The organism is Terribacillus saccharophilus, assembly GCF_046592595.1.
In the GTDB taxonomy this organism is placed as follows: Bacteria; Bacillota; Bacilli; order Bacillales; family Amphibacillaceae; genus Terribacillus; species Terribacillus saccharophilus_C.
In genome coordinates this window covers 241,902-261,383 of sequence record NZ_JAWVPF010000002.1, presented here as the reverse complement: position 1 = coordinate 261,383, position 19,482 = coordinate 241,902, and the positions used below count along the sequence as shown (strand labels likewise).

Here is a 19,482-nt window from a genome sequence, read left to right as displayed (position 1 = left end):
AGTAATGTCGTTAATAATAACTTCTGGTCAGAAGGATCGGGAATGGAATCCATAGGTCCGAAAACTGATTCTGCTAACAATATTACATTCAATTAGTTTATTTTGCTCGAATTATTTCCGCGAGTAAAGAAAATGATGAATCGACTTATTGGAATCATTACAATTGAATACTTTTTATTAAATAACAAGTATAACAATTGAAGATTTGAAATTAGAATGTTAGAATAATTTCGAATAATCTAAGGAGGTACACCAATTTGGCTGAGAATAAAGACAAGAACGTTGAAAGAAAAACTTTAACTACAAGACAGGGACATCCTGTAACGGATAATCAAAATATCCGTACGATTGGTGACCGAGGTCCGGCAACACTTGAGAATTATCATTTTATCGAGAAAATTTCCCATTTTGACAGGGAAGAGGTACCAGAGCGGGTTGTACACGCAAGGGGTGCTGGGGCGTTTGGTTATTTTGAAACGTACGGAAAAGTAGGGGACGAGCCTGTAGAAAAATATACTCGTGCAAAAGTCTTTTCAGGTGCAGGTAAGAAAACGCCATTGATGGTTCGTTTCTCTACCGTAGCAGGGGCAAAAGATTCTCCTGAAACTGCTCGAGATCCTCGTGGTTTTGCAGTGAAGATGTATACGGAAGACGGAAACTGGGACTTGGTTGGTAACAATCTGAAGATTTTCTTTATCCGTGATGCGATGAAGTTCCCGGATATGATTCATGCGTTTAAAGTTGATCCAGCGTCAAACGTCCCTAATCCGCAGCGCATGTTTGACTTTGTGTCACGTACGCCTGAGGCGACACATATGATTACATTCTTATTCTCGCCATATGGCATACCTGCAACATATCGCCATATGCAAGGTTCCGGTGTCAACACTTATAAATGGGTAAATGAAAAGGGAGAAGCAGTCCTGGTGAAGTACCACTGGGAACCGAAGCAAGGCATCCGAAATTTGACCCAAGAAGAAGCAGATTACATTCAAGGAAAGAACACCAGTCATGCAACACAAGATTTGTATGAGGCAATAGAGCAAGGGGATTACCCGGAATGGGAGCTATTCGTCCAGATCATGGAAGATGACTATCATGAGGAGCTTGACTTTGATCCACTTGATGATACAAAGCTATGGCCTGAAGATAAATTCCCATGGCTCCCTGTCGGAAAGATGGTTTTGGACCGTAACCCCGTAGATTATCATGCAGAAATCGAACAAGCAGCATTTGGTACAGGAGTGCTTGTCGATGGAATGGACTTCTCTGACGATAAAATGCTGCAGGGCCGAACTTTCTCTTATTCTGATACACAGCGTTATCGAGTGGGTGCAAACTACTTGAAATTGCCTGTCAATGCACCTAAAACTACCGTTCATACGAACCAGCATCGTGGACAAATGGATTTCCGTGATCCGAGAGAGTCTGGAGACAATCCACATATCAATTATGAGCCATCTATGCTTGGCGGTTTGCAGGAATCCGATAAAGGAGAACGTCCGCAGCACCGTCCAACATATAATGCTGCAGCTATGAGCGCGCCGATTGATCGCCCGAATAACTACGGGCAAGCGGGGGAAACGTATCGCAACCTTGAGGATTGGGAACGAGATGAGTTAATCAATAACTTATCCAATGCTTTAGCTGTTTGTGATGAGTCAATCCAAAACGCCATGGTGGAACACTTTACACAAGCTGATGAGGAATATGGCCGTCGCGTGAAGGAAGGCATTGAGGCGAAGCTGAAAGAAATCAAAGAAAACAATGAAGAAGATAAGCTTCCAGGACGTGAAGCAGGTCAGACGAAATTCGGTCAAGGTTCACTGGCTGCTAACGAAGCTACTGATGAAGCTGTAGAAAATAGCCGCAAATCAGATGAGTATTAAGAAATAAGTCTGCTCAAAAAGGCTGTCAATTGTGACAGCCTTTTTGTTTGCGCTTTTTACAGGAAGAGTGGGATAAAATGATAGAAATTTACTATACTTTTAGTGAATTCCTTTATTTATCTAATTATTTTGTGACATATTCTTTAGAATGATTTAAAATTAAGAGGAGGAGAGATTATATAAGAAAAGAAGGTGCATCAAATGGAAGCTTCTCAAGCCTCTGTTCATCAACAAGAGCCCCTATATCGGCGGGCTGTTTTTACTTTTAGTGGTTCTCACTTCTTAAATGATCTTGTAACAACGGGAATGGTGCCTGCTTTAGTTATACTATATAAGCATGCATTCGATTTAAATTATACGCAGTCCACTTTAATTGTTTTGTTATCCTATTTGACCTCATCTGTTTCACAGCCGCTTTTTGGAATGTTTGCAGATCGTAAGCCTCGCGTTTGGTTATTTCCGGCAGGTGTATTTTGTTCGATAATGGGGCTGGCTTTGACAGGAATTGCTCCATCATTGCCTTGGCTTCTATTATTTATATCAATTTCCGGACTAGGTTCTGGAGCATTCCATCCTGAAGCATCTAGAGGAACGCATTTGGCATCGGGATCCAAGAAAAGCTTAGCCCAGGCGATTTTCCAAGTTGGGGGAAATGCGGGACAAGCATTTGGGCCATTAATTGTTTCCGTATTTATAACCTATACAGGTGTACGAGGACTTCTTTGGCTCTTACCAATAGCATTTATATCTATATTTGTAACTGTTCAAATATTACCTTGGTTAAAAGAACAATTAGTCATCTCCCAGCTTGAGAAAACAAGCAAACAGATAAAGGGTGCAAATAACTACTTAGGTGCCAGCTTGCTTTCATCTATCATCATTCTAAGATCCTGGTGCCAAATTGGAGTAGTTGTTTTTTTGCCATTTTTCATGGATTCTCTTTCTATACAGCAAGCGGAAATTTTAAGCTTTGTTTTTGTTGGGGCAGGGGCGCTTGGCACGTACTTGGGAGGAATATGGGCGGATAAGATTGGTACGAAAAAATTGCTTATCTTCTCTATGCTGATTGCTACACCGTTTGCTCTTGTATTTCCACATGTGCATGGTGCTTTATCTGTTATTGTTCTGTTGTTCTTCGGCTTCAGTGTACTGTCATCATTCTCAGCGAGTGTCGTATATATGCAGCGTATGCTGCCCCAGAGTATAGGACTTGCTTCCGGACTAGCGATTGGTTTTGGAGTTGGAGCAGGGGGAATCGGCTCTGTTTTCATGGGAGGAATATCGGATGCTTTTGGCGTTTCAACGGTGTTCACTATTCTTTCCTTCCTTCCGCTTGCTGGCGCCATAATTGCGTTCTTTCTTCCAAAGTATAAAGAACAATTGTAAATTTTATAAGCGGTATAAGCTATGTACAACACAAATAATCTGAGAAAAGGCGAAAAAGACGGACAACCCGAAATCAGGTTGTCCGTCTTTTTTTAAACTACTTGCTAAATATTATAAAGGAAGAGGTTATGAAACACCCTTGGTACTAAAGATTTCGTGTAAGGCAGCTGAACAAGATTCAATATCGTTGAACAAACTGATAAGACCAGTTGCAGTATTTTCTATACGAAATCCACCGGTCAACTTAGCATAACTGAGTATATATTCATCAAAAGTGTGTGTGATATTAACATCCTCATAATGAATCAGAAACTCTAACGTCTTCTTAATGTCATGGGTCAGCATAAGTTCCCCTTTCCATTAAAGGTGACTCTTGGAGTTCTGATGAATAAAAAGTCATCAATAATGCGGAATTGTATCCACTGTAACACACTTTATTACATAATACATCATTTATAAAACGAAAAGGTTGGATTTTTATACCATTTTAATGGTGGGAAGAGAACCAGACAACAGAAAAAAATGGTCATGGACTTATCTGATGATTTTAAAACAGTACTTCTGTTGGACCTTTTAATAAAATTAAAATACAAGATTCTATTAGAAGAATCCGGTATTTTTTGGTCTTTCTGTGTGGCCTATCAATATCTGCATCCATAGTAACGAAATATATTTAAGCTAATCTTGTCTTAAAGTCTTGATAGCCAAACTCACGCACAACTTTGCAATCGCCATCTTTATCCTTTATCGCAATGGCAGGTAAAGGCATACCATTGAATGTGTTGGTTTTCACCATGGAATAAATAGCCATATCTCCGAAAACTAATCTATCGCCGCTTTTTAATGGCTGATCGAAAGAATAATCTCCTATTACATCACCTGTAAGGCAGGTTTGCCCGCCAAGTCGATAAGTGAATGGCTTTTCGCCAGATTCGCCTGAACCGAATAGAGGAGGGCGATATGGCATTTCCAATACATCAGGCATATGACAAGTTGCTGAAGTATCAAGAATGGCAATCTCAATACCATTTTTATGAATATCAAGCACAGATGTTGTGAGATAGCCTGCGTTGAGTGCAATGGCTTCTCCAGGCTCAAGATATACTTCTAAATCGTACTTATCCTGCATTCTCTTAATGCACTTTTCCAGAGTAGGGATATCATAATCCTCTCTAGTGATATGGTGACCGCCGCCAAAGTTGATCCATTCCATTTGCGGCAGCCATTGACCGAATTTTTCTTCCACGGCATGGAGAGTCGTCTCTAAATCGTCCGAATTCTGCTGACAAAGGGTATGGAAGTGCAGTCCTGAGACACCGTCAAGCAATTCTGGAGCGAAATCTTCCTGTTTCACACCGAATCTGGAACCTGGTGCACATGGATCATAGATCTCATGTCCATCTTGAGTGGAACATTCAGGATTAATGCGCAAGCCAACTTTTCTGCCAGCCTGAAGTGCCTTATCTTTGAATTTTTCCAGTTGTGAGAAGGAGTTAAAGATAATATGATCACAAATGGATATGATTTCGTCGATTTCATCTTCGCGATAGGCAGGGGCAAAGACATGATTTTCTTTGCCCATTTCCTCATAACCCAGGCGAGCTTCGAAAAGGCCGCTCGCTGTTGTGCCGCTCAAATATTTTCCAATCAAAGGGTACATTGCTGTCATGGAAAAAGCTTTTTGAGCCAACACAATTTTAGCTCCCGTACGCTGCATGACACCATTCAGGATTTTTAGATTATTTTCGACGAGACCTTCGTCAACTACATAACAAGGGGTTGGTAATTCTTCAAACCGCATGTTATCGAACAGACTCCTGATCTTTAGCTGCAGGCTCATCCACAAGCACTGGATTGAAATCTTCTACCCATGGAAGTCCCCATTTGTTCAACTCTTCCATGAATGGATCTGGATCGAATTCTTCAATATTAAACACGCCTGGTTTGTTCCATTTTCCAGTCATGATCATAGCTGCTCCGATCATGGCAGGAACACCTGTTGTATAAGAGACAGCTTGAGAACCAACTTCTCTGTAGCATGCTTGGTGGTCACAAACATTGTATACATAATATGTTTTTTCTTTGCCGTCTTTTTTACCTTTGAAGATACAGCCAATGTTTGTTTTACCAACTGTACGTGGTCCAAGTGTTGCTGGATCTGGCAATACAGCCTTTAGGAATTGGAGTGGAATAATCTGTTTTCCTTCGAATTCAATTGGTTCGATGGAAGTCATTCCGACATTTTCAAGAGCTTTAAGGTGTGTAAGGTAGCTTTGGCCGAATGTCATGAAGAAACGAATGCGCTTGATACCAGGGATATTTACAGCAAGAGATTCAAGCTCTTCATGGTAAAGCAAGTACATATCTTTTTTACCAACTTCAGCAAAGTCATACTCGCGCTTTATTTCCATTGGTTCTGTTTCGATCCATTCGCCATTTTCCCAATATCTTCCGTTAGCAGAAACCTCACGGATATTGATTTCAGGATTGAAGTTCGTTGCAAAAGGATAGCCATGGTCTCCGCCATTACAGTCAAGGATATCGATATATTCAATTTCATCAAAGTAATGCTTTAGTGCATATGCAGAGAACACACCAGTAACACCAGGATCAAAACCGCTGCCTAAAAGAGCAGTGATTCCTGCTTTTTCAAAACGCTCGCGGTATTCCCACTGCCATTTGTATTCAAATTTAGCTGTATCCTCTGGCTCGTAGTTTGCTGTGTCCATATAGTGTGTTTTTGTTGCAAGACAAGCATCCATGATTGTCAAGTCCTGATACGGCAATGCTAAGTTCATGACAATATCCGGTTTTACTTCTTCGATTAGAGCAATTAGCTCATCTACATTATCTGCATCCACTTGCGCAGTGGTAATCTTTGTTTTACCGCCATCCAATTTTGCTTTTAACTCATCACATTTAGATTTTGTACGGCTTGCGATACAAATCTCTTCAAATACCTCGCTGTTTTGAACGGCTTTGTGAACAGCTACTGAAGCTACGCCGCCAGCGCCAATAATAAGTGCTTTACCCATTCTTTTATCTCCTATCTATGATAGATTTTTGTCTAGCAAAGAAGAATACTGAAACAACCAAGCGATAATAGCAGTTGCCACTTGCACGTTTTCAGGAAAAGAATACTCAGATGCAGCTTCCTTAAAACAAAAAAGCAAGTGCCAGAAACGCTAATCGCGCATCACACTTGCTTTAGATATAATTATCAATATTAAAATAGCATAGTAACTCCAGAACAAAAGCAGTCCAGTTAATTGGAGTCTTTCGCGAGAAAGCTTTTTAATATTCAAGAATATATCAAATAGGATCAGAGTCTAATAGCAAATAATTACTTTTACCACTCTTATTGACCGTTTCACAAGTTGATGTGCATATGCACTGGTTGTAAAGTAACCAACTTATAAAATTTGAGCTTCTAACTCAATCAATAGGGCAACGAAAGTTGCCAATCGGCATTTGACCCGGCTGTCCGTATGGCCCTTAAACTTCTCCTAATAGGGAAGTGGTCAAAATTATCTGCTTGGAAAGATCCAGATATTATTGAATAGCAGCTTTCCAAATAACGCATCTATTATACTAACACATATATTCCATATAGCAATAGACAAATTTCATCATATTTTTTACAAACATGACATAAAAACAGACGGAATGTGGTTAGAACGCTTATCAATCAGCGTGTCATACGCTAAGTTGCTTATATTATCAAGTAGTATTTATGAGTTAAGGGGGAGCTATATTAGCGGAAAATGCGAAAAACTTATACCGCATCTGTTTTATGGCTGAGAGAAGCAAGCACGAAGAGATCCTTCTGTTTCACCACGTACACATAAAACAGGAGGGTTTATATGCAACGGCAAGAAAAAAACAAATTTTTGGTTTCTACCAGTTTTTCAGTGAATAAATAAAATTGTACTTCCAGCCCTATAACTGAAATTTGTACAAGCTCAGTGCCTGTTTGCGATAGAACATCTTAGGAGTATGCTTCATTAAGCGATCTCTGACACTTGTGAAAAGGAAGCTCTCTGATTGTGCCATTTTTCCAATCTTCCATGATTGATTGGAAATTTGTATGATTCTTTTTCTTCGTCTGGCATCGTAATCTGTGAATACCTCCCGATGATTACTTTGTGTCCTAATGCACTCAGCCAAAATACGTGCGTCCTCAATTGCTTGGCAAGCACCCTGGCCCATATTAGGGGTAATTGCATGGGCAGCATCGCCGATAAAAACAACTCGCCCCGAGTAAAAGCGTTCCATAGGTTCTATATCGATGATATCACGATGAATCATGTCATGTGTCGTCGTTTTCGATAACAGAGTTGGTATAGGATCATGATAATTCTGAAACAGGCGATGCAGGTCCTTTGCAGAGTAATTCGCAATACTGGTATCACTTTGTCGGGCATTTATAAGAGCATACCAATAGACTTTGTTTTTGGGCAGGGGAACGATACCAAAACGGCCCTTCGTTCCCCATGTCTCGATAAAACGATCAGATAAGCCAGGAAGATCTTCAGCTGAAATAACGCCGCGCCAGCAGGTATATCCGGCGTAGCGATACGTATCTTTTTGAAGGAGCTGAGTGCGAATGTAGGAGTGGATACCATCCGCAGCGACGACCAAGTCGCCAACAGCTTGACTTCCATCATTGAATGAAACACGCGCATGGTTATCATTTTGATCAATTCGTACAAATCGTTTTCCCCATTCTACAGTATCGGGAGGGAGCGCAGATAAAAGAATATGATGCAGATCTTTGCGATGGAGGGAATGTAGACTGCCATACTCTGAAGGAACTGAAAGCTGAGTAAGTGTTCGGCCCCGATCAGATAATATATGGAAGCCGTCACTTGGATTACCTTGACGAATGATATCGTCGGAAATATTGTATGGCTTTAGGGCCTCCAAAGCATTCGGGGCAATAATGATCCCAGCTCCAGTAATAGTTGGCTCGTTATTTTTTTCGTATACTTTAACCTTCATTCCTAATTCCTGTAAAGTAATCGCGGCGCATAGCCCCGCAATCCCGCCGCCTATGATCAGTATCGTCTGTGACAAATAAGTCCACCTCCTAGTTACTTTACCACACACAGAAAGATGCGCTGATTACTCTTTTGTTTTGTACTGGCTATTACAGATGGCAGCAGATGCAATAGTTGAACAGCTATCAAATACCTTACAATTTGTTGGCATGACTTACATCTCGTTATAAGGACGTTAAAATAGTCACTGGAGTATATGAAATTAAAAACTCATACATACATCGCTATAGAATTACCTCGTTCGGATAAGGCAGATGTCATTAAAAATCCGGCAGGTATAGATTTCGTTGCAAGTTATTTAGAATAGTACGTATGACGGTGTCAGCTGGAAGTGATTTTAATTCTAAAGCGGTTATTATAGACTTTAAAGGGGAGAAAAGATTACACTAGTACAAGGTAAATAAAAAACGTAATAAGTGATCTTTCTTTACACAGGTTTTAAGTTTATCAATGACTTTATTTTATTATATCAGAAGAAACATCCACGTTAGTTGCTTTTTTGATTTGCGGTTGTGGCAGAGTTCTGGATGGAGTTGAGTATCTTTTTGGAAACAAGCCATTTGAACATCGTGGAAAGATAGGTAGCAAGGGGCATTGTCTATGGAAAGAAACAAACGATCGAATGATTTACAAAAAGGATTAAAAAACCGCCATGTGCAGATGATTGCACTGGGCGGAGCAATTGGAACCGGCTTATTTTATGGTTCTGCTTCTTCCATTGGATTAGCAGGACCGGCAATCCCGCTGGCTTACCTGGTAGGCGGCTTGATGATATTCTTTATCATGCGGGCTTTGGGTGAGCTTTCAGTTGATACGCCAAACTCTGGTTCCATCAGTTATTATGCATATGAGAACTTAGGAGGCTTTTTCGGATTCTTTTCCGGATGGAACTATTGGTTCAATTATGTGGCAGTAACGATGGCTGAGTTGACGGTCGTCGGCATATACGTCCAATATTGGTTTCCGGAAGTACCGTCCTGGCTCACAGCATTCGGATTCCTTGTCTTGATTACTTGCATTAATTTACTTAGTGTCAAGCTTTATGGGGAATTTGAGTTTTATTTCGCTCTCATCAAAGTGGTAGCTATTATTGGCATGATAATTCTAGGTTTGATAATCATCTTCACTGGTTTTGGCAATAATGGTGTACCGACTGGTTTCTCCAATTTATTTGATGAAGGAGGCTTCCTGCCAAACGGAATGATAGGTGTTCTTCTGGCACTTGTACCTGTTATGTTCAGCTTTGGCGGTGTCGAGCTGGTAGGGATAACAGCGGGTGAAGTGGATACACCGAAGAAAACGATTCCTAAAGCAATCAATCAAGTTGTTTACCGCATCTTAATCTTCTATGTTGGTTCAATGATTGTAATTACAGCTATCTTCCCTTGGAATCAAATAGACGGGGAAAGCAGTCCCTTTGTTCAAATACTCGATGGCGTCGGTATACCAGCAGCAGCTGGAATATTGAATCTTGTTGTTTTGACTGCAGCTGTGTCGGCGCATAACAGCAGCTTGTACAGCAATGGGCGCATGCTGCATGCCTTAGCGAAGCAAGGCAACGCACCACAGTTCCTGCAGCGTACTGGCAAACGGACAGGTGCTCCAGTACCAGCCATTTTACTCTCTTCCGGGATGGCAGGGATTGCTGTTATTGTCAACTTCTTAATGCCGGAAAAGGTGTTCGGCTATGTTATGGCAACTGCAACGGTTGCAGGTATCATCAACTGGAGTATGATTGTTATCATCCATTTAGCATTTCGAAAGCGCATAGGAAAGGAAGCAGCTAGCAATTTATCCTTCAAGCTGCCGCTTTATCCTATCTCCAATTATGTTGTACTTCTATTCCTGGCAGCGGTACTTGGCATCATAGGATTCATGCCGGATTATCGCTTGGCTCTATTTATATTGCCTATATGGGTACTGATACTGGTAATAGGGTTTAAACTGAAGAAGAAATGAGTAGTGCGTGTCCTTTGCAGGGACACGCATTTTTATTGTGTTCTTGCACGTGAAAGGCGATATGCTAGGTGCTATAAGGGCGATTATTTGTATCACTTCTAATTCTATTTTTCATAAAGCCGGATAGACCCGGCAGCTGGTGTTTTAGTGTCAATTCTAATGAAAGGACTGACATAAGTCGGTTTTTTATTGGAACAAGTTTCTTCTTTTCTCATATGATATTCAAATATATATTTGATTGTTGGTTTTGTTTATTTTACAATACATTCAAACAAACTTTTTAATAAAAGAGGTTTTTATATGACTTCAGATAAAGCGCTCTGCCAGGTTACTTGTATACATGAAGATAAGGTCAATCGTGTGAAAGAACAGATGACAGATCAAAATACGGTTGATGTCGCAAAAGTATTGAAAGCGGTTGCGGATGAAACGAGACTGCAGATTGTATGTGCTTTAACTATTGAGGAAGAACTATGTGTTTGTGATATGGCAAATATCATTGATTGTAGTGTAGCTACTACCTCTCATCATCTTCGTACCTTAAAGAAAGCAGGAATTGCAAGTACAAGAAAAGAAGGTAAAACGGTTTACTACAAATTAGAGGACAATGTCATTGTCGAGCTAGTGACCAAAATGGTCCTAAACAGAGATAAAATATTGTCTTAAAAAAGGAGAATGCCTTATGCAAGAGCCTAAACAGAAATCTTGCTGTCAAAAAAGCAATAATGAAGTGCAAAGCTGTTGTAGCTCCTCTGAACAGACAACAGTATCACTAAACTCCAGCGGAACAGCAGTTGCGTCAGCAACATCTACAACCCAAGCAGGGGAAAAGGGATCCTGTTGCAGCACTGAACCGGATGAACCTGACCCATCAGCGTCATGCTGTTCTTCTAACACAGAAGAACATGCTTCTGATTGCTGTAATATATCCACTGAAAAGAAAGAATCATCATGCTGCAACGGTAATCTAAACGAAAAGGGAACCACAGACTCGTGCTGTTCTTCTGTTTCATCCAAAGAAACAGTTAGTACTTCCTGCTGTAGTCCTTCAATTAATGAGAGTTGCAGGCATACTACTTCCAATAAGGATGAATCGGAACCAGCAGTTCTGGATCCTCCTTCCAATTGGGTAATATACGCGGTTTCTGGTATGGATTGTGGAGCATGTGCAAAGACGATTGAAAAGTCGGTTTCTAACATTCAAGGTGTACAATCGGTAGAAGTACAATTCAGTACTGGCAAGATGAAGGTCGCCACTTCTGATGAAGATGTATTACGCGAAATACCTCGTATTGTTTCAAAGCTAGGTTATGGAGCAAAGCAAATTCATTCCCGTAAGGATAAAGGTGAAATATATCTCGTAGGAGGAATGGACTGTGGTGCATGTGCGAAAACAATAGAAAATCACTTGCGAACCATTCCTGAAGTAGAACGGGTAGAAGTCAACTTCTCTACAGGTAAAATGAACATTGAGCATACTTCTGATAAGGAAATGATTATTCGAGAAGTCAAAAAAGCAGGGTATACGGCATCTTTAGCTACAAAGAGGAATCGCCAGGATGCAGGAGCAACTAAAGAATCCATTGATTTCGGTACACTTTCTGTTTTATTTTCCGGTCTTTTGCTTGCAGCAGGATACGGCATTACATTCTTGAATGCTCCGTCGCTTATCTCCACTTTGCTTTATGCAGCGGGAATGTTTATCAGTGGATGTAAACCTGTAAAAAGTGCTTATTATGCAGTGAAGAGCCGATCGCTGGATATGAATGTACTCATGTCTGTTGCTGCTATAGGGGCAGCTATTATTGGTGAATGGCTGGAAGGGGCTCTTGTGGTTTGGCTCTTTTCATTAGGGGCAGCACTTCAAACAAAATCGGTGAACCGTACGCGTAATTCCATTAAAGAATTAGTGGATCTAGCACCTCCAGAAGCGTGGGTCAAACGAGGAAACGACGTAAGTAAAGTCCCTGTAGAAGATGTCACTTTAGCTGAAATCATCGTAGTCCGGCCTGGGGATCGAATTCCGCTTGACGGGGAGATTGTCAAAGGGGAATCCAGTGTCAACCAAGCCAGCATAACAGGGGAATCGATACCTGTTGATAAAACAGTGGCAGATTGGGTATTCGCTGGTACGGTGAATGAACACGGCACGTTAGAGATTCAAGTAACCAAATTAGTAGAAAATACAATAATTGCAAAAATCATTGAAATGGTAGAGGAAGCACAAAGTAAACAAGCTCCAACACAAGCTTTCATTGATAAGTTTGCAGGTATTTATACTCCCATTGTATTTGTTATAGCATTGCTTGTTATGGTAGCTCCGCCGCTGTTGAATTTTGGCACATGGGGCGAATGGTTTTATCGGGGCCTAGAACTATTAGTTATTGCTTGTCCATGTGCACTGGTTATCTCAACACCAGTAGCCATTGTTTCAGCAATAGGGAATGCTGCTAAAAATGGCGTTTTGATCAAAGGCGGAACCTTCTTGGAAAAAGCCGGTAAAATTAACGCAATTGCCTTTGACAAAACCGGCACAATTACGGAAGGTAAACCAAAAGTCACCGATGTCGAGGTGTTTGCAGGCGATAGAATATCGTTGCTGCAGATCGCAAAAACTTTGGAAGCTTATTCTAACCACCCAATAGCAAAATCAATTGTAAATTATGCCGATAGAGAACAAATCAGTATACTGACAGGAGAAAACTTCCAGAGCATTGCTGGCAAGGGTGTGCGTGCCACGATAGACGGCATTAACTACTATGCTGGAAACCGAAACCTATTCGAAGAATTGAATGTAACAAATATTCCAGGAGCTATTGAACAGCTGCAAGAGCAGGCAAAAACAATCGTTATCATCGGAAACGATACCGAAATCGTAGGTGTCATCTGTGTGGAGGATACAATCCGCCATACTACTATCAAAGCAATTGATCAATTGAAGACAGCCGGCATGAAAGAAATGGTCATGCTTACCGGTGATAATGATAAAACTGCTGCGCTTATGGCAGAAAAATCTAAACTTACTCGTTATTTTGCAAATCTGCTTCCAGAGGATAAAGTATCGTATATCAAGCAACTGCAGCAAGAGGGGCATCAAACAGCGATGGTTGGTGATGGTATCAATGATGCACCGGCACTGGCCACGGCAGATATAGGGATTGCGATGGGCGGAGCTGGAACAGATACAGCTATTGAAACGGCTGATGTTGTCTTAATGGCTGATAATCTGGAAAAACTCCCGTTCACAATGAAGCTTAGCAAGAAAGCTTTGAACATCATCAAGCAAAATATCTGGTTCTCGATCCTGATTAAGGTGGTAGCATTGGTGCTAATCCTTCCAGGCTGGTTGACATTGTGGATAGCTGTTCTCAGTGATACAGGCGCAGCACTGCTTGTAATCTTGAACAGTTTACGGCTTTTTAGTCTAAAATAACAAATGCATGGTCCTGTTTGATCATGATACACAACAGGACCATATTTTTGATGACTCGTAAACAAAACGCTATTCCAGAGGAGACATTGGGCAAATATGCATTCTCGTAAACTATAGTTAGGAGAATGGAAACGAAACGGCTTGAGTTGATTAATTATCAAGCGGAGAACACCTATAAATCCACTATTTAAGCTCAGATCAAAAACAACAGGATGGTAGTTGCTGGCTCAAGTCTAGTACGAATCATAAATTTAAAAAGTTCGATACCTTAGCGCTAAGGTTTTCGGGCTTTTATTTTGTGTTGACGTCTATTGCAAGTGTATTGTCGGTAAATGCTAATTACTTAACTAGATATTATAATTAAAATAAAATCACTATCGCTTTAACTAATCATACTTAAGTGTTCTTTACTCTATGTATAGATAGAAAGAGGTACATTTCATGACTGCACAAAGTTATATAAAGATTCCAGACGGACTCTGGAAAGGTTTTATTCAACTTGGGATTTCTGCTCAAGAAGTGGTTAGAAAAGCAAAGATGCCCCTTACCATCATATCTGAATCAGAGGTTACTACAGAGCAATATATCAGTATATGGCAAGCTTTTTCAGACATTATCGATGACTCAGGCGCTGGAATGCTTATGCTTCCAACAGTAATTGAAACAGCTCAATATCCACCACCTGTACTGGCAGCATACCACGCTCGTGACTATAGGGATGCTTTAAATAGAATGGCCCGTTACAAAAAAATGTGTCCTCCAGAAAATATTCAAATCGTAGAAAAAGGTACCCAATGCACGATTGAAGTCACATGGAAGAATACTGGTCTACCTGTACCGCCAGTCCTGATTGGAACGTTACTTGTATTTTTACTGGAACTTGGACGCCGCGGCACTGGTTTGCCTATAAAAGCAACTTCAGTAGAACTTTCACATTCAATGCATCAATTACAAGAACTTGAAAACTACTTTGCTTGTCCTATCAAAGTCAACGCTGTAAGTAATCGATTAATATTAAACAGAGGAGATCTTGATCGTCCATTTATTTCTTACAATCATGAATTGCTGGAGATTTTAACGCCGGTGTTGAATCAAAGATTAGAAAGACACAGGAACAATTACTCTATAAAAGAGATAGTAAAGTGGATTTTAAAACGTAGCTTGACTAAGGAAATTCTAGACTTACAAGACATTGCAAGTGAGCTTGGTATGAGCGGACGGACCTTGCAACGGCGACTGACTGAGGAACAAACTAGTTTTAAAGCGCTTTTAATGGAAGTACGTCATGAACAGGCAAGAGAATACTTAGCAAACTCATCTTTAGATCTTAAAGAAGTAGCCTTTCTTCTAGGTTATAAAGATCAAAGCTCATTCTATCGTGCCTTTCGATTCTGGGAAGGGGATACCCCATTGAAATGGCGGCATGAAAATAAAATCAAATAATCTTAAACGAATACAAAGGAGAAAAAAAGATGGAATTAGCATTAGCTAATAAAACTGCTTTGGTTACTGGTTCTACAAAAGGAATAGGAAAAGCAATTGCTTTAGAGTTAGCTAAAGAAGGGGTTAACGTACTAATAAATGGGCGAAGTAATCAAGAAGCTGAAAAAATTGTTGAGGAAATCAAAACAGCATATCCAGCTACTACTCCGCAAAATGCTGCAGCTGACATAGTTGATATTCAACAAAGAGAAGCATTGTTAGAGAAATTCCCGGATGTAGATATATTAATTAACAACATGGGTATCTATGAAGTTATGCAATATGAAGATATTACCGATGACATATGGGAGAAATATTTCCGTACCAACGTTATAGCTGCTAATGGCTTATGCAAACATTATTTACCGAAAATGTTGGAAAATAACGATGGCCGTATTATCTTTATTGCAAGTGAAGAAGCAATAATGCCTTCCGGGTTAATGCCTCAGTATGGTATGACAAAATCCATGCTCTTGTCTTTATCAAAGAGTCTATCCATTTTAACAAAAGGATCTGAAGTGACGATTAATACAATTATGCCAGGACCTACTTTGTCAGAAAATGTTCAACAAATTATTGAGGGGTTGTACACTGACGATGACATGACATTTGCGGAAAAAGAAAAACACTTTATGATCAATAATCAACCTCAATCTGACATACAGCGGTTTATTAAACCAATTGAAATAGGAAGACTTGCAGTATTCTTATGTAGTCCTTATGCTTCAGCGTTTAAAGGGTCACCAATTCGAATGGATGGAGGAATGATTCCAACTATTTATTAAAGACTGATCTCGTGCCTTTTTTATAATGCCAAACACTTCTTGAACGTTTTCATGGAAGTTTAGCTTTTGTTAAAGCTTATAAAGAGAAGCCACACATGAAATAAAGTGTGACTTCTTATATTATTTCTCTACTACCCTTAAATCCTTGAAATAAAATTCCTTATCGTGATCAGTAATCTCTCTTTTTTCTAGTTCACTAGGACGCGTTTGATTAAAGTCGTACAGTCGTTCTAAGCATAAGGTTTGGCATGCTGCCAACTCCTTATCTCCTGGCAGATACATACTGCTATTGTGCTGGCTATCTTTAATACGGTTACCCATATGTAAAAGACCTCATTCTTAAATAGATAGATTGTAGGGATTTCAAGATGGCAATTAGTCATTTACTTAGACGTCTAGGCGCAGCACCAACTTTGCTTGAACGTAATAAAATCAATCGACAGAACACGATTCCAGCTACACAAGCTAAAAGAAAATAAGGGAATATCAAAAATGAAATTGTCGCTAGCAACTGTCCTAACAAGGGTGCAACAAGAGTAGCTCCTGTGTAAGCAAAGGCCATTTGAATTCCCATTGCTGCTTGAGAATTATGTTTACCAAAATAAACAGGGGTTTGGTGCAGCATGGATGGATAAATTGGACCAAGGCCAGCACCTATTATTACAAAAGAAAGTAATGTGAAAATTATTGGCAATGGAAGTAACATGATTAGAAGGCCTGAAACAGTTAAAGAGCAACCTAACTGAATTAAAGCTTCGTTGCTTATCCGGATAGAGAGAAATCCACTTAACATACGGCCAGCCGTCATACCAATAAAGTATAAGGAGATATAACCAGCAGCATTTTCTGGTGGAATATCTTCTATTTTTACTAAATAACTGGAACCCCAAAGCATCATGGAAGCTTCAGTTGATGCTATTAAGAAAAAAGATACCATTCCAAAAGCAGAGCCCTTTTTCTTAAAAGCATGCATCAGTCCCGTTCTGCTTTCAGAATTGATTTCTTTCGTGTATTGGATTGTATTACTATCAGCCTCTTCGTATTTTTTCCACTTTGAAAGTGAAAATAGAAGCAGCAAGACTAATGCAAACTGTAATAATGAAATGGTAAAATAACCACTTCTCCAAGAATTCCCCCAAACAACCAATACTGATAATATAACAGGGCCTAGCAGAGCTCCAACTCCCCAGAAAGCATGTAACCAGTTCATATGTTTTGCTTCGTAGTGAGCAGCAACAAACCTGTTCAAAGCTGCATCCACGGCTCCTGCGCCTAGTCCCAAAGGTATAGCACAAAATAGCAGCCAGATAAACGAAGGAGAAAATGCGAAACCAAGCAGTGCAATAGCAGTCATGGATATACTTACCATCACGATCCTGCCGGTACCTAGTACTCTAATTAATCTATATGAAAACAGACTGGATACTATTGTTCCTATAGAGATAATAATTGAAGCAATACCTGCATGGCCAATCGGAACGCCAAGATCAGTGTTCATAAGCGGCCACGCAGACCCCAATATAGAATCTGGTAATCCTAAGCTGATAAATGATAAGTAAATTAAAAAAATGAAGAACATAATATCCTCCTATTCATAAAAAGGAAGCTTATACTGCAAATAAACAGCAATTAATCACACTGTGTTAAACGAGTTATTCGCATAAACTTAATTAATTATATTTTTATTCATTGTTCTCCTGCTTCATTCATTAGAAACATGCATGAAATTAGACGCGATAAGTTTTTAAGGATGAAATAAATTAGAAGTAGAGGCCGTTACAGCCAATAATTTTGCAAGGACAATAGAGAGCACTTTTACTCGTAATATCCTTTCTGATAAGGAGATATTGTGAAAGCAATACTTGGGATTTCTAAAACTATTGATAAAAAAATAGGAGATGTGTATAATCCTACTTACTGTGAAAAAAATATTCTTTTCTTCTTATTTAGAGAGATGGAGGGACTGGCCCGAAGAAATCTCGGCAGCGGAACTTATGTAATGGAGTTGCTGTGCCAAATCCAGCAAGCTGCGGCTTGATAGATAAGGGGAGTGTTTTATAGATATAAAGCCTCTTCTTATGGATGTAAGAAGGGCTTTATTTTTTTGCAATAAAACAAAATCAGAGGTGAATCAATGAAGAAAGCAAATCCATGGGCTCTCATTCCATTTATTGTTTTTCTAGTTTTATTTATTGGATCCGGAATCATCACAGGAGATTTTTATAACTTTCCGGTCATAGTAGCAATCACAATAGCAGCGGGTGTAGCTTTGTCTATGAATCGAAGGGAATCTCTTACTAAAAAGGTTGATATTTTCTGCAAAGGTGCAGGTAATAGCAATGTCATGCTGATGGTGATCATATTCATTTTAGCAGGAGCGTTTTCTGAAGTTGCCAAAGGCATGGGAGCAGTAGAATCTGCTGTAAACCTTACTACATCTATCGTTCCGCAAAATCTGCTCGTAGTTGGCCTATTTGTCATTGCATGCTTTATTTCCTTGTCGATGGGGACATCTGTTGGTTCCATTGTAGCACTGGCTCCAATTGGAGTTGGGATAAGCGATGAAACCAGTCTTTCGATGGCTTTGGTGATGGGAGCGATTGTTGGTGGTTCGATGTTCGGTGATAATCTATCCTTCATATCAGATACAACGATAACTTCCGTTCGTACGCAGGGCGCACAGATGAAAGATAAATTTAAAGTTAATTTTTGGATTGTGTTGCCAGCAGCTATTGTTACGTGCATCATTTTAGGATTTATCGCAATGGGTGAATCAGCTCAAGTAGAACATATAAACTATAATTGGATAAAGATATTTCCTTACGTCCTAGTTATAGTTTTTGCTTTAATTGGTATGAACGTCTTCCTCGTACTTGTTTTGGGAATTGTTCTCGCGGGAGCTGTTGGCTGGATAGATGGCAGCTACCATTTCATGAGCCTGATGCAGCAGATTGGTGATGGAATGGCGGGTATGTATGAGATTGCCTTCCTTGCAATATTAATAGCTGGAATGGTAGAGATAATTAAGTTTAATGGAGGAATTGATTATATTCTGCAACTTGCAACGCGAAGAATTAAAACGAAAAAGGGTGCCGAATTTAGTATCGCCGGACTTGTGAGTCTAACTGATGTTTCAACTGCTAATAACACAATCTCTATATTGATTACTGGTCCACTTGCTAAGAATATTGCCAATCAGTACGGAATAGAGCCAAGAAAATCAGCTAGTATATTAGATCTTTTCTCTTGCTCCATCCAAGGTCTTTTACCATACGGAGCTCAATTATTGACTGCTGCAACCGTAGCGGGGATTTCGCCAATCAGTATCATTCCATACAGCTTCTATCCAATCTTGGTAGCTATTTGCGGCATTATCGCCATCTTAATTGGCTATCCAAAGAAGAAAAATACTTCGGAAAAATGATTTTCAGCTTTTAAGAGAAAATGTGTATTTATTAAACTTCCTTCCAGTATGGGAACAAGCAGAA

General features: G+C 39.8%; 14 protein-coding genes and 1 riboswitch. Of the genes, 8 read left to right on the top strand and 6 right to left on the bottom strand.

Features of this window, described 5'->3' with window-relative positions:
* Positions 1-257 precede the first annotated feature (257 nt).
* Complete coding sequence (locus SFC25_RS03755) at positions 258-1,889, top strand: catalase (RefSeq protein WP_411214002.1); 1,632 nt, start codon at positions 258-260, stop codon at positions 1,887-1,889.
* Positions 1,890-2,081: 192 nt separating this feature from the next.
* Positions 2,082-3,275, top strand: a complete 1,194-nt coding sequence (locus tag SFC25_RS03750) for an MFS transporter (protein ID WP_411214001.1) — start codon at positions 2,082-2,084, stop codon at positions 3,273-3,275.
* A gap of 673 nt (positions 3,276-3,948) precedes the next feature.
* Here the strand turns inward: SFC25_RS03750 and nspC are convergent.
* The 3 genes from nspC to SFC25_RS03735 all read right to left on the bottom strand — a co-directional run bounded on the left by nspC (position 3,949) and on the right by SFC25_RS03735 (position 8,351).
* Positions 3,949-5,076 (bottom strand): carboxynorspermidine decarboxylase, encoded by a 1,128-nt coding sequence (nspC, locus tag SFC25_RS03745; protein ID WP_411214000.1) that lies wholly within the window; start codon positions 5,074-5,076, stop codon positions 3,949-3,951.
* A gap of 1 nt (position 5,077) precedes the next feature.
* Positions 5,078-6,310: a saccharopine dehydrogenase family protein gene (locus SFC25_RS03740; RefSeq protein WP_411213999.1), complete on the bottom strand. Its 1,233-nt coding sequence runs from the start codon at positions 6,308-6,310 to the stop codon at positions 5,078-5,080.
* A 904-nt stretch (positions 6,311-7,214) separates the two neighbouring features.
* Positions 7,215-8,351: an FAD-dependent oxidoreductase gene (locus tag SFC25_RS03735; protein ID WP_411213998.1), complete on the bottom strand. Its 1,137-nt coding sequence runs from the start codon at positions 8,349-8,351 to the stop codon at positions 7,215-7,217.
* Positions 8,352-8,935: 584 nt separating this feature from the next.
* Here SFC25_RS03735 and SFC25_RS03730 point away from each other — a divergent pair.
* Positions 8,936-10,294 carry an amino acid permease gene (locus SFC25_RS03730; RefSeq protein WP_411213997.1) on the top strand — a complete coding sequence of 453 codons (1,359 nt, stop codon included), beginning with the start codon at positions 8,936-8,938 and terminating at the stop codon, positions 10,292-10,294.
* 300 nt (positions 10,295-10,594) lie between these two features.
* Positions 10,595-10,960: an ArsR/SmtB family transcription factor gene (locus SFC25_RS03725; RefSeq protein ID WP_411213996.1), complete on the top strand. Its 366-nt coding sequence runs from the start codon at positions 10,595-10,597 to the stop codon at positions 10,958-10,960.
* A 45-nt stretch (positions 10,961-11,005) separates the two neighbouring features.
* Here the strand turns inward: SFC25_RS03725 and SFC25_RS03720 are convergent, their stop codons facing one another.
* Positions 11,006-11,311 carry a hypothetical protein gene (locus SFC25_RS03720; protein ID WP_411214217.1) on the bottom strand — a complete coding sequence of 102 codons (306 nt, stop codon included), beginning with the start codon at positions 11,309-11,311 and terminating at the stop codon, positions 11,006-11,008.
* Between SFC25_RS03720 and SFC25_RS03715 the strand changes: the two genes are divergently transcribed.
* The 3 genes from SFC25_RS03715 (at position 11,220) to SFC25_RS03705 (ending at position 15,994) form a co-directional block, all read left to right on the top strand.
* Positions 11,220-13,727 (top strand): heavy metal translocating P-type ATPase, encoded by a 2,508-nt coding sequence (locus SFC25_RS03715; RefSeq protein ID WP_411214206.1) that lies wholly within the window; start codon positions 11,220-11,222, stop codon positions 13,725-13,727. The genes SFC25_RS03720 and SFC25_RS03715 overlap by 92 nt on opposite strands.
* Positions 13,728-14,168: 441 nt before the next feature.
* Positions 14,169-15,170: an AraC family transcriptional regulator gene (locus tag SFC25_RS03710; RefSeq protein ID WP_411213995.1), complete on the top strand. Its 1,002-nt coding sequence runs from the start codon at positions 14,169-14,171 to the stop codon at positions 15,168-15,170.
* A gap of 29 nt (positions 15,171-15,199) precedes the next feature.
* Positions 15,200-15,994, top strand: a complete 795-nt coding sequence (locus SFC25_RS03705) for an SDR family NAD(P)-dependent oxidoreductase (protein ID WP_411213994.1) — start codon at positions 15,200-15,202, stop codon at positions 15,992-15,994.
* Between the two features lie 120 nt (positions 15,995-16,114).
* Here SFC25_RS03705 and SFC25_RS03700 read toward each other — a convergent pair whose 3' ends face one another.
* The gene (locus tag SFC25_RS03700; RefSeq protein ID WP_411213993.1) at positions 16,115-16,315 is read right to left on the bottom strand and encodes a maltose acetyltransferase domain-containing protein; all 201 of its coding nucleotides are present in this window, start codon (positions 16,313-16,315) and stop codon (positions 16,115-16,117) included.
* Between the two features lie 58 nt (positions 16,316-16,373).
* Positions 16,374-17,573, bottom strand: coding sequence for an MFS transporter (locus tag SFC25_RS03695; protein ID WP_411213992.1), 1,200 nt, complete (start codon positions 17,571-17,573; stop codon positions 16,374-16,376).
* Between the two features lie 360 nt (positions 17,574-17,933).
* Positions 17,934-18,042: riboswitch (SAM riboswitch) on the top strand.
* Between the two features lie 86 nt (positions 18,043-18,128).
* Here SFC25_RS03695 and SFC25_RS03690 point away from each other — a divergent pair.
* Positions 18,129-19,418 carry a Na+/H+ antiporter NhaC family protein gene (locus SFC25_RS03690; RefSeq protein ID WP_411213991.1) on the top strand — a complete coding sequence of 430 codons (1,290 nt, stop codon included), beginning with the start codon at positions 18,129-18,131 and terminating at the stop codon, positions 19,416-19,418.
* Positions 19,419-19,482 lie beyond the last annotated feature (64 nt).

What these genes read in the sequence shown, in the direction of transcription:
- SFC25_RS03690 (WP_411213991.1), top strand. Translation starts at nt 18,129, where the DNA reads ATGAAGAAAGCAAATCCATGGGCTCTCATTCCATTTATTGTTTTTCTA.
- SFC25_RS03710 (WP_411213995.1), top strand. Translation starts at nt 14,169, where the DNA reads ATGACTGCACAAAGTTATATAAAGATTCCAGACGGACTCTGGAAAGGT.
- SFC25_RS03700 (WP_411213993.1), bottom strand. Translation starts at nt 16,315, where the DNA reads ATGGGTAACCGTATTAAAGATAGCCAGCACAATAGCAGTATGTATCTG.
- SFC25_RS03740 (WP_411213999.1), bottom strand. Translation starts at nt 6,310, where the DNA reads ATGGGTAAAGCACTTATTATTGGCGCTGGCGGCGTAGCTTCAGTAGCT.
- SFC25_RS03725 (WP_411213996.1), top strand. Translation starts at nt 10,595, where the DNA reads ATGACTTCAGATAAAGCGCTCTGCCAGGTTACTTGTATACATGAAGAT.
- SFC25_RS03705 (WP_411213994.1), top strand. Translation starts at nt 15,200, where the DNA reads ATGGAATTAGCATTAGCTAATAAAACTGCTTTGGTTACTGGTTCTACA.
- SFC25_RS03695 (WP_411213992.1), bottom strand. Translation starts at nt 17,573, where the DNA reads ATGTTCTTCATTTTTTTAATTTACTTATCATTTATCAGCTTAGGATTA.
- SFC25_RS03730 (WP_411213997.1), top strand. Translation starts at nt 8,936, where the DNA reads ATGGAAAGAAACAAACGATCGAATGATTTACAAAAAGGATTAAAAAAC.
- nspC (WP_411214000.1), bottom strand. Translation starts at nt 5,076, where the DNA reads ATGCGGTTTGAAGAATTACCAACCCCTTGTTATGTAGTTGACGAAGGT.